The organism is Actinophytocola sp., assembly GCF_050699935.1.
In the GTDB taxonomy this organism is placed as follows: domain Bacteria; phylum Actinomycetota; class Actinomycetes; order Mycobacteriales; family Pseudonocardiaceae; genus Actinophytocola.
Genome location: NZ_JBOHGB010000211.1, coordinates 1 through 9,915, shown reverse-complemented (window position 1 = coordinate 9,915; position 9,915 = coordinate 1). Strand labels below are relative to the sequence as shown.

10 protein-coding genes and 2 pseudogenes are annotated in these 9,915 nt (G+C 71.0%); 2 read left to right on the top strand and 10 right to left on the bottom strand.

Annotated elements, in window-relative coordinates:
- The 4 genes and pseudogenes from ACRDTB_RS35635 to ACRDTB_RS35620 all read right to left on the bottom strand — a co-directional run.
- A pseudogene (locus ACRDTB_RS35635) lies at positions 1-483 on the bottom strand (hypothetical protein); the annotation flags it as partial.
- Entirely contained in the window at positions 458-835 is a 378-nt protein-coding gene (locus tag ACRDTB_RS35630) for a hypothetical protein (RefSeq protein WP_431436660.1), read from the bottom strand. The pseudogene ACRDTB_RS35635 and the gene ACRDTB_RS35630, both read right to left, overlap by 26 nt.
- A gap of 152 nt (positions 836-987) precedes the next feature.
- Positions 988-1,413: a hypothetical protein gene (locus ACRDTB_RS35625; RefSeq protein ID WP_431436659.1), complete on the bottom strand. Its 426-nt coding sequence runs from the start codon at positions 1,411-1,413 to the stop codon at positions 988-990.
- Positions 1,414-1,508: 95 nt separating this feature from the next.
- Positions 1,509-2,813, bottom strand: a complete 1,305-nt coding sequence (locus ACRDTB_RS35620) for a phosphotransferase family protein (protein ID WP_431436658.1) — start codon at positions 2,811-2,813, stop codon at positions 1,509-1,511.
- A 75-nt stretch (positions 2,814-2,888) separates the two neighbouring features.
- Between ACRDTB_RS35620 and ACRDTB_RS35615 the strand changes: the two genes are divergently transcribed.
- On the top strand, positions 2,889-3,548 hold the full coding sequence (locus ACRDTB_RS35615; RefSeq protein ID WP_431436657.1) for a hypothetical protein: 660 nt from the start codon (positions 2,889-2,891) through the stop codon (positions 3,546-3,548).
- 29 nt (positions 3,549-3,577) lie between these two features.
- Here the strand turns inward: ACRDTB_RS35615 and ctaD are convergent, their stop codons facing one another.
- Positions 3,578-5,284: an aa3-type cytochrome oxidase subunit I gene (ctaD, locus tag ACRDTB_RS35610; protein WP_431436656.1), complete on the bottom strand. Its 1,707-nt coding sequence runs from the start codon at positions 5,282-5,284 to the stop codon at positions 3,578-3,580.
- Positions 5,285-5,444: 160 nt separating this feature from the next.
- Here ctaD and ACRDTB_RS35605 point away from each other — a divergent pair, with 160 nt between their 5' ends.
- On the top strand, positions 5,445-5,663 hold the full coding sequence (locus ACRDTB_RS35605) for a hypothetical protein (protein ID WP_431436655.1): 219 nt from the start codon (positions 5,445-5,447) through the stop codon (positions 5,661-5,663).
- A 291-nt stretch (positions 5,664-5,954) separates the two neighbouring features.
- Here the strand turns inward: ACRDTB_RS35605 and ACRDTB_RS35600 are convergent, their stop codons facing one another.
- The 5 genes and pseudogenes from ACRDTB_RS35600 to ACRDTB_RS35580 all read right to left on the bottom strand — a co-directional run.
- Positions 5,955-6,236: a DUF3040 domain-containing protein gene (locus ACRDTB_RS35600; RefSeq protein ID WP_431436654.1), complete on the bottom strand. Its 282-nt coding sequence runs from the start codon at positions 6,234-6,236 to the stop codon at positions 5,955-5,957.
- 81 nt (positions 6,237-6,317) lie between these two features.
- Positions 6,318-7,529: a cation:proton antiporter gene (locus tag ACRDTB_RS35595; RefSeq protein WP_431436653.1), complete on the bottom strand. Its 1,212-nt coding sequence runs from the start codon at positions 7,527-7,529 to the stop codon at positions 6,318-6,320.
- A gap of 465 nt (positions 7,530-7,994) precedes the next feature.
- Entirely contained in the window at positions 7,995-9,365 is a 1,371-nt protein-coding gene (locus ACRDTB_RS35590) for an NAD(P)(+) transhydrogenase (Re/Si-specific) subunit beta (RefSeq protein WP_431436652.1), read from the bottom strand.
- Positions 9,362-9,664, bottom strand: coding sequence for an NAD(P) transhydrogenase subunit alpha (locus tag ACRDTB_RS35585; protein ID WP_431436651.1), 303 nt, complete (start codon positions 9,662-9,664; stop codon positions 9,362-9,364). The genes ACRDTB_RS35590 and ACRDTB_RS35585 overlap by 4 nt, the downstream gene beginning before the upstream one ends.
- A pseudogene (locus ACRDTB_RS35580) lies at positions 9,665-9,915 on the bottom strand (NAD(P)(+) transhydrogenase (Re/Si-specific) subunit alpha); the annotation flags it as partial.

Genomic DNA, 9,915 nt, shown 5'->3' with positions numbered 1-9,915 from the left:
GGTGCATCCCCTGGGACGAGGAAACCCAGGCCATCTACCGACAGCAAGCCGCCAAACCCACATCGCGCGGCAAGCGAACAACCCCAACAACCGCAGGAGGTGCAGTATGAAACGACCGTCGGCGCGGGTGCGCACCGCCCCGACGAGGACCTCGTCGTCGTCGGGGAACTGGCGCTGGAGGTGGTTGTGCAGCAACTCGGTGATGTTCTGGAACGGCCGGCCGGTCGCCCGGTCCACACCGGACGCCGCGACCCCGGAGAACTCCCGGGTCTCCTGTTCCAGGGCGGTGTTGACCGCGGCTTCGACGCCCTGCAGCAGGAGGTTGCGGGACACGACCACGACGGAGAGCAGCACCACGGTCATCAGCAGGATCAGCCAGCCCATGATGCGGACGCGCGCCGGGACACCACGCCGGGCGTTGCGCGGGACCGAACCGGCCGAACCGGCCGTGCCGGGCTCAGTCACCGCCACCGTCGTCGTCATCGTCGTCGTCGTCATCGTCCGGCGAGTCGTCGCCCCCGCTGTCTTCGTCGCTGTCGTCGTCATCGTCGTCGGTCACGGGCGGCGGGAGCGGGACGACCTCGGTTCCCGGTGGTCCGGGCCGCTCGCCGGTGGCGGGCGGCCGGGATGTCGTCGTGGGCGGTGTGCTCGGTCCCGGGCTGGTGGACGGCGCACCGGGTGCGGGCCGCACCTGGCTCGCCGACTCACCGACCCGGACGGGCCCGGGAATCTCGGGTGGCTCCGTGTCGCCCACGAGGCCGTAGCTGGCCAGCGCCGCCGCGAGCGGAAGCGCGATGGCCGCCGCGAGCACGGCCCGCCGTGAGTCGAGCGTCATCCTCATAGCGTGCGCAGCGCCGGCGAAGCGAACATGAGCACGAGATGAGTATGTTTTCATCCCCGCCACCCCGCCACCCCGCGCCCGACCCATGCCCGGAAGGACGCCTTCCGGGCATCCAGCGACCTGAAGGACGCCTTCCGGGCAATGGGTCAGTCGGCGCTGCCGGCGCTGTCGGCGCTGCTCCCGCTGTCCGCGCCGGCCGGCGAGTCCGCGCTCACCGGGACCTGCACCGGCGTGTTCGCGGTGGCCTTCGGCGCGGGGGCCGGGCGGTTGACGCCGGCCGGGCTGTCCGCCGAGGCCGCGCTGCCCGCCCCGGCCGGTGACGACGCCGAGTCACCGGAACCGGCCGGGTCGCCGGGCGAGTCGGCCGAGTCGAACGGCGACGCGGCGGGCGAGTCCGCCGACTCCGGCGAATCGTCGGCGACCGGATCGGCGTGCTCGTCGTCCACCAGCTCGACCTCCGGGGCCGGCTGGGGGTCGTTGAGCGAGACGTTCGCGGAGGCCATCGCCGCCGTGCCGAACCCGGCCACCGCGAGCGTGGCCGCCGCCACGATCCACGGGCGCTTGATGTCCATGAGTACTGTTCCTTCCGATGTGTCGTCCTTGCCTCGTGACTCCCACGATCGCGGACGAAGATGAGGGGAACGTCGCTGTCGCGATGAAGAGCTCTTCATCGAGCGGCCACATCGGACCGTGACGACTCCACAGTGGACGACTCCACAGTGGACGATGTGGTGGACGATGTGGCGGACGGTGCGGTGGGCTCCGCGAACGCGAGCCACTGCTCGGCCAGGGCCACGCGTCGCTCGGTGTGCTGTGGCCAGCCGGCTTCCTGTACCCGGTGTGGGCCGGTGGCCAGCGAGAGCACGACGGCGGCGGTGCGTCGGGCCAGCGCCGCCCGGCCGAGGTCGCGCGAGAACCGGCGCTCCAGCCTGGAGCCCAGCCGGTTGATCACCTCGGCACGGTCCGGCCGAATCTGCGCGAGCACCGCCAAGTGCGCCAGCAGGCAGGCGGCGTCGTCCAGCCGCTCCCCTCGTCCCGCCGTGTCGATGTCCAGCAGGCCGGCGATCCGGCCGTCGGCCACCATCAGCTGGCTTTCGTAGAAGTCACCGTGGACCGCGACGTCGGGCCCCTCCGGCGTGTCGTGGTCGACCGACGCGGCGATCCGGCGTGCGCGGTCCGCCATCGGCGGCAGCACACCGGCGATCACCTCGGCGTAGTGCGGCGCCTTCTGCCCCCAGGTACGGCGTCGACGCCCGGTGGCCAGCGCGACCGGCAGCGCGTCGAGCACGCCGACCACGCCGCCGGCCAGGCGGTCGGGGTCGAGCCGGTTCGCACCCGTGGTGATGAGCTCCTCACGCAGGGTCCGGCCGGGCAGCGCGGTGAGCACGACCAACCCGTCGTCGGTCCACCCCAGCGAGGCCGGCACCGCCACCCCGGCGGCGGTCGCGACCCGGTGCCGTTCGTGCAGCCGGCGCGCCCGCCGCGGGTGGACCGCCTTGACGAAGATCCGCGCGCCGCCGGGCGCGGACACTTCGACGACCGCGCGGCGCATCGGCCGGTAGGCCCGAACCCGCGGCCGCGGCAGGCCGCCCGCGCCCAAGCCGGCGTCGCCCAGCAGCCGCCGCATCCGCTCCAGGTCCATCGCGGCCGGCAGGCCCGGCAGCGCGGGGTCGAACGGGAACCGCCACATCCCGATCTCCGTGCGGCCGTCACCGAGCCGCGCCACGCCGTCGGGCAGCGAGCCCGAGCAGGCGCCGAGCCGCTCGCTGGTCACCGACCCGTCCGCCCACCGCACCCGCGCCGTGTAGGACGCCGTCGTCGCTGCCCCCGGCCGGTACGCGACCTGCGTCGCCGTCCACTCCACCAGGCGCCCGCCGACCGCGGAGAGCACCGCGACCATCAGCTCGCGCGCCGACTCCCCGGTCAGCACCGCGACATCGGCGCCGACCGCGTCACGCACTTCAACAGCCACCCTCCCCACGATGCGCACGAACGATGAAGCCCGCCTGAGCACCACATGAAGACGTGTTCATGTCAGACTCCGGCTGTGCGTGAGCTCTTCCACGTCGGACGCGACAGTCTCGAGCGATTCCTGTCCCGCTGGTACGGACCGGCGGACCGGCAGCCGGCGGCGACCGCGGTGGACGGAACTCCGCGGCCGCTGCGCGACTGGTTCGAGCTGACCGCACGCTGGTCGGCGCCGGTCGTCACGCAGAACCACGTGCTGAGCCAGCCCTGGATCGACGATGGAAAGCTGGTGTTCTGGGAGGAGAACCAGGGGGTGTGGCTGTGGGCGACCGCTCCCGACGGCGATGACCCGCCCGTCTACGACCGGGAGAACGTCGACGGCGACAGCTGGCAGCCCACGGGTGAGTCGCTGTCGACGTTCCTGCTCCACGTCGCGGTGTTCGAAGCGATCATGGGCGCCTCGCACGGCGCCTGCGCCAGCTGGGTGTCGGCGGCCGCGCTGGCGGAGATTCTGGCGCCGCTCCGCCCGCTGCCGATGCCGGAATGGCGCTGGCCGGCCCCTGGCCACCGACTGCATGCGGCCGACGGGCTGCTCGCCTTCAGCGGCCCGAACCCCGGTCCGGGTGAGGTTGCCGAGACGGCGGCGACGCACGAGGTGTGGTTGGCGGCCGACGAGCCCGGGCGGCTGGCGTACCTCACCGAGCCGGCGGACGTGGAGTGGGACTCCTTCGACGCGTGACGCCCGCATGCTTGCCCACCAGCGGCGCGTCAGGTGGGTTGGTGGCGTGCCTGCTCGCGGAAGTGATCCACGTGGTGGGGGTAGTGCAGCTCGAACGCGGGCCGCTCGGAGCGGATCCTGGGGAGCTCGGTGAAGTTGTGCCGTGGCGGCGGGCACGAGGTGGCCCATTCGAGGGAGTTGCCGTAGCCCCACGGGTCGTCCGCGCCGGCCGGGTCGCCGTAGCGGTAGCTGCGGAAGACGTTCCACAGGAACGGCAGCATCGACACGCCGAGCAGGAACGCGCCGATCGTCGAGAGCACGTTCAGCACGGTGAACCCGTCGCTGGCCAGGTAGTCCGCGTAGCGGCGCGGCATGCCTTCCGCGCCCAGCCAGTGGTGGACGAGGAACGTCAGGTGGAAGCCGACGAACGTGGTCCAGAAGTGCAGTCGCCCCAACGGTTCGGACAGCATGCGGCCGGTCATCTTGGGGAACCAGAAGTAGATGCCGGCGAAGGTGGCGAACACGATCGTGCCGAACAGCACGTAGTGGAAGTGGCCCACCACGAAGTACGTGTCGGTCACGTGGAAGTCGACCGGCGGCGCCGCGAGCAGCACACCCGTGAGCCCGCCGAACAGGAAGGTCACCAGGAACCCGATGGAGAACAGCATCGGCGTCTCGAACGTCAGCGCACCCTTCCACATCGTGCCGATCCAGTTGAAGAACTTGATCCCCGTCGGCACCGCGATCAGGTACGAGGTGAGGGAGAAGAACGGCAGCAGCACCGCGCCGGTGGCGAACATGTGGTGCGCCCACACGGTCATCGACAGCCCCGTGATGGCGATCGTGGCGTACACCAGCCCGCGGTAGCCGAACAGCGGCTTGCGGCTGAACACCGGGATGATCTCGCTGATGATCCCGAAGAACGGCAACGCCACGATGTAGACCTCGGGATGGCCGAAGAACCAGAACAGGTGCTGCCACAGGATGTTGCCGCCGTTCACCGGGTCGAACACGTGCGCGCCGATCAGCCGGTCGGCCAGCAGCCCGAACAGCGCCGCGGTCAGCACCGGGAACGCCAGCAGCACCAGGATCGAGGTGAACAGGATGTTCCAGGTGAAGATCGGCATGCGGAACATCGTCATCCCGGGCGCACGCAGGCACACGATCGTGACCACCATGTTGACCGCGCCCAGGATCGTGCCCAGCCCGGACACGATCAGCCCGATCGCCCACAGGTTGCCGCCCACCCCCGGTGAGTAGACGGCGCTGTTCAACGGCGCGTAGGCGAACCACCCGAACCCCGCCGCACCGCCCGGCGTGGCGAACCCCGCCATCACGATCAGCCCGCCGAACGCGAACAGCCAGTACGACAGCGAGTTCAACCGCGGGAACGCGACGTCCGGCGACCCGATCTGCAAGGGCAGCACCACGTTGGCGAACCCGAACAACGTCGGCGTCGCGTAGAGCAGCAGCATGATCGTGCCGTGCATGGTGAACAGCTGGTTGTACTGCTCCTGGGACAGGAACTGCAGCCCCGGCGCCGCCAGCTCCCCGCGCATCAGCAGGGCCATCAGCCCGCCGGCCAGGAAGAACCCGAACGACGTGACCAGGTAGAGGATCCCGATCTGCTTGTGGTCGGTGGTCCCCAGCATCCCGAGCAACGCGGACCCGATGCCCGGCCGCGCCGGCCGGGTCACGCCCGGGACCGGCTCGAGCGTGACCCGCTCGTGCAAGTCCCGTATCGCCTGGTCGTCCATGGCTCCTGTTCCCCTGCGACGAACCGCACGAAGCGCGTACCCCGTCCCCGGCGACCCGACACTTCTCGATTCGCGGGACTTGACGAGTCGCCTTACGGTCTGGCCCGGGCACCACCCGCGGTCAGAACTAGGGGCTCGGCAATGCGGGACACTCCGCCGCGTGGCCGCGTGGCCGCGTGGCCGCGTGCGGCGGATCGCGGTCGTGGCCGCGTCGCCGGCGAGGACCGCCCTGCCCTACGCCGTGACGTCGCCACCGCCCGCCGATGCCGCGGTGCCGGCCCCGCCGCCGGGCACCGCGGTGGTCAGCCTGTACGTCGGCGACCTGCGGGCCACGGCGAGCACCATCGGCCCGCTGCCGGGTGCGAGATTCATTACCTGACCGTGTTCGGCATCGACACCCGAGTCGCCGAGCCGGTCGCGTTCGGCGTCGTCGGGCTCGTGGACACCAGCACGCTCGCTGGACAACCCCCGCGACATGGACCACGCCGAGCTCGTGCGCCTGCTGGCCCGCTGGGTGTGGCTGATCCTCGACGACATCCTCCGCGCCGGCGGGATCGAACTGGACCCCGACACCCCGCTCGACGTACCCGGCCTCACCTTTCCGCCCCCGGACCCGGCCACCACGCCGAGCGCCACACCGAGCGCCACGGCCGAACCCGGTCAGGCGTGGTCAGCGGAGACGCCGGCGGGCCGGCCTGCCGATGCGCCACCACCGCGTGCCGATGACGGCGCCGAGACACAGTGCCGCAAGCCAGAACACGACGGCCCAGCCGAGCACGACGCTCGCCGCCATCACCACGACCGCGATCGCCGCCGTGACGAGGTAAGGCCAGCGACGCCGGTTCGGCGGCGGCGCCGTCCAGCCGAGGAAGTGGGCGGCGAGGTCAGGGTCGTCGAGGGTGAGCAGGCGGTCGATCTGGTCGAGCGCCCGCTGGTCGAACTCGCTGACCATGTCCCACCACCTCCAGGCGCCGCGTCGCCGTCACGTCCACGGTCCCACGGAACGCGCCGTCGGTGGGCCTGATCGGCGTGCTCACCTGTGATCGTCGGCGGCCGGTGCTTCCGGGCTCCCGGTGGGCAGGTTGTCCGGCGGCTCGACCCGCAGCGCCTTGGCGACCGGAACGTCGGTGGACGAGTGCAGCACGATCGAGAGCGCGATGGTGATCGCGACCAGGTCGAAGACGTGGTCCCCGGTGGGCAGCCCGGCCTGCACGACCAGCAGGCCGTAAACGACCGAGGCGAAGCCCTTCGGTCCGAACCACGCCGCGACCGAGCGCTCCCGCGCCGGCAATGTCGTGCGCAGCAAGGAAAGCAGCATCGCCGCCGGGCGGACCAGCAGGATCGCGATGACCGCCACCGCCCAGTCGCCGACGCTGAGATCGGAGATGCGATCCGGGGTGATCAGCGCGCCGAACACCAGCAGTGCGGCGAACTTCGTGGTCTCCGACAGCAGGTCACCGAAGTGCTCGAACCGCTCGGCGGCCACCTTGTCCAGCGTCGCGATCGTCGACCCCGCCACGAACGCCGCCAGATACGGGTTGGCGTGCGTGAGATGGCACGCGGCGTACAGGATGACCGCGATCGCCAGCGGGCCGAGTGCCTGCAGCCGCGGCTCGGCGGTCAGGATCCGCAGCCGCCACGCCAGCACGACCACCGCCGGGATCGCGATGCCCAGCGCGAGACCGACGACCAACTCGATGGCGACCGTGCCCAGGTCGGCACTCTCGTGCGCCGCCGTGGCCAGGAAGATCAGCACGAACGGCAGCGCGAGCCCGTCGTTGAGCCCGGACTCCACGTTGAGCAGCCGCCGCAGCCGCACCGGCACGTCCTTGCGGCCCACGATCGCGGAGGCGAACACCGGGTCGGTCGGCGAGAGGATCGCGCCGACCAGGAAGGCGGTCGGCCAGTCGAGTCCGGCCAGGTAGTGGGCGGGCACGGCGATGCCGACCATGGTCAGCGGCATGGCGAGGCCGAGCGCGCGTCCGGACAGCCGCCAGCCCTCCTTGAGCGCGGGCAGCCCGGCACGTTGCCCGTCGGTGAACAGCACCGTGAAGAGCGCGAGATCCGCCAGCACGGTGACGAACGGACCGTCGGACGGGATGTCGACGAGGCCGAGGCCGCCCTGACCGATCAGGGCACCGGCCACGAGGAACATCAGGGCAGTGGACAGGATCGTCCTGGCCGCGACCCCCGACAGGGACACGCTGACCAGCAGCACGACCCCGAACGCCAGCACCAGCGCCATCGACCCACTCCGTCCGTGCCGAACCGCCCACCCTCGCGGCGGGGCGTGCCGACCAGACTTCCCGGCGCTCCGCGCGCAAACATGCCGCAACCGGCACCGCTCGCGCAAACCAGCCAAGCCACGGCGACACACGATGAGCCGGCCCGCCAGGGCCTGTCACCACAGTGGATCATCGTTGCTGAGTCTCGCGCCGACCAACGCAACCTCAGGGGACCGTGACGCCACCCAGCCACAATCAACCGCACATCCGCACCGTTCACCGGAACGCAACCAACACTTTGAATTCCGGGGAGGCGGGCTAGTGCCACTTGTGCACCGCGTGCCGGCTCACGTCGAGAGCCGCTGCCACCCCGAGCACGCCGAGTTACCGGACGGTGATCGGCGGGCCAAAAGGGTTGTCTCTGATGTGGACGACCTCAACCCGGCCGGGCGGACCGGTCAACGGATCGGGCAGCGGTGCTCCCGCTACAGACCCTTGACGGCCGCGACCAGCTTGCCGAGCGAGTCCTTCGCGTCCCCGAACAGCAGCGTCGTCTTCGGGTCGAACAGCAGCTCGTTCTCGATGCCCGCGAAGCCGGGGCGCATGGACCGCTTGAGGAAGACGATCGAGGAGGCGTTCTCGGCGTCGAGGATCGGCATGCCGTAGATCGGCGAGCCGGGTGTGGTGTGCGCGGCCGGGTTCACCACGTCGTTGGCGCCCACCACGAGCGCGACGTCCGCGGTGCGGAACTCCGGGTTGACCGCGGTCATCTCCTTGAGCTTCTCGTAGGGCACGTCCGCCTCGGCGAGCAGCACGTTCATGTGGCCCGGCATCCGTCCGGCGACCGGGTGGATCGCGTACACCACCTCGATCCCGCGTCGCTCGAGCTCGTCGGCGAGGTCGCGCAGGGTGTGCTGGGCCTGCGCGACCGCGAGCCCGTAGCCGGGCGTCACGATCACCTTGCGGGCGTAGCCGAGCTGGATCGCGATGTCCTGCGGGCCGGCGGAGCGGACCGGGCGGTCCGACTCGGTGGTGGCGCCCAGCGTCGAGCCACCGGCGAACGCGCCGAACATGATGTTCACCAGCGACCTGCCCATGGCGTCCGCCATCATCTTGGTCAGCAGCGTGCCGGAGGCGCCGACGAGCGTGCCGGCGACGATCAGCAGCGTGTTGGACAGCACGTACCCGCTCGCCGCCACGGTGACGCCGCTGAACGCGTTGAGCAACGAGATGACGATCGGCACGTCCGCCCCGCCGACCGGCAGCACCAGCAGCAGGCCGACGCCGAGCGTCAGCACCGCGAGCAGGACGGCGCCGAGCATCGCCCCGTCGACCGCCACCCAGATCCCGGTGGCGAGCGCGCCGGCGACGGTCACCATGGCCACCCACCGCATCCCCGGGAAGATCATCGGCCGGCCGGTCACGATCTCCTGCAGCTTGGCGAAGGTGAGCACGGATCCGGAGAACGTGATCGATCCGATGAGGATGGTGAACGCGGTGACCGCGAGGTATGCCAGCCCCCCGCCGGCCCCCTCGGCGAGCTCCAGCAGCGCGACGAGCGCGCCGGCCGCGCCGCCGACACCGTTGAACAGCGCGACCATCTGCGGCATGGCGGTCATCGCGACCCGCTGCGCGGCGACCGCGCCGATGGCGCCGCCGATGGCGATCGCCAGCAGGATGAACACCAGCCGGTCCGGGCGCTCGGCGGCGAACACCACGAGGACCGCCACGAGCGCGCCGGCCGCGCCGATCACGTTGCCCAGCCGGGCGGACCTCGGCGAGGAGAGTCCCTTGAGCGCGACGATGAAGCAGACCGCCGCGACGAGGTAGAAGACCGCGGCGAAGTTCTCGTTCACGCTGGGGGCTCCTTCGCCTTGCGGGCCCGGCCCCGGAACATCTGCAGCATCCGGTCGGTCACGACGAACCCGCCGACCAGGTTGATCGTGGCGAGGACGATGGCAATCAGCTCGAGCACGAAGATCGCGGTCGACTCGGTGTGCGCGGCGACCGCGATCGTGCCGACCAGGACGATGCCGCTGATCGCGTTCGACCCGGACATCAACGGGGTGTGCAGGGTGCTGGACACCTTCGAGATGACCTCGTAGCCGACGAAGACCGCCAGCACGAAGACCGTGAGCAGCGCGACGCCGTCCATCTAGTGCTCCTCTCCGAGCAGCTCGCGGGTGGGCGCGTGGCGGATCTCGCCGTCATGGGTGACGCAGGCGCCGGCGATGATCTCGTCGTCCAGGTCGACCGTGAGCCGGCCGTCGGAGTGCAGGAGCATCACCAGGTTCACCACGTTGGTGCTGTAGAGCCGGCTGGCCTGCGCGGGCAGCTGGCTCGCCACGTTCAACCCACCCCAGACGGACGCGTCACCGATGGTGACGTCCTCGCCTGGCTTGCTGC

Coding starts and splice junctions, on each gene's coding strand:
- ACRDTB_RS35630 (WP_431436660.1), bottom strand. CDS start 835: ATGACGCTCGACTCACGGCGGGCCGTGCTCGCGGCGGCCATCGCGCTT.
- ACRDTB_RS35625 (WP_431436659.1), bottom strand. CDS start 1,413: ATGGACATCAAGCGCCCGTGGATCGTGGCGGCGGCCACGCTCGCGGTG.
- ctaD (WP_431436656.1), bottom strand. CDS start 5,284: ATGGACGACCAGGCGATACGGGACTTGCACGAGCGGGTCACGCTCGAG.
- ACRDTB_RS35600 (WP_431436654.1), bottom strand. CDS start 6,236: ATGGTCAGCGAGTTCGACCAGCGGGCGCTCGACCAGATCGACCGCCTG.
- ACRDTB_RS35595 (WP_431436653.1), bottom strand. CDS start 7,529: ATGGCGCTGGTGCTGGCGTTCGGGGTCGTGCTGCTGGTCAGCGTGTCC.
- ACRDTB_RS35585 (WP_431436651.1), bottom strand. CDS start 9,664: ATGGACGGCGTCGCGCTGCTCACGGTCTTCGTGCTGGCGGTCTTCGTC.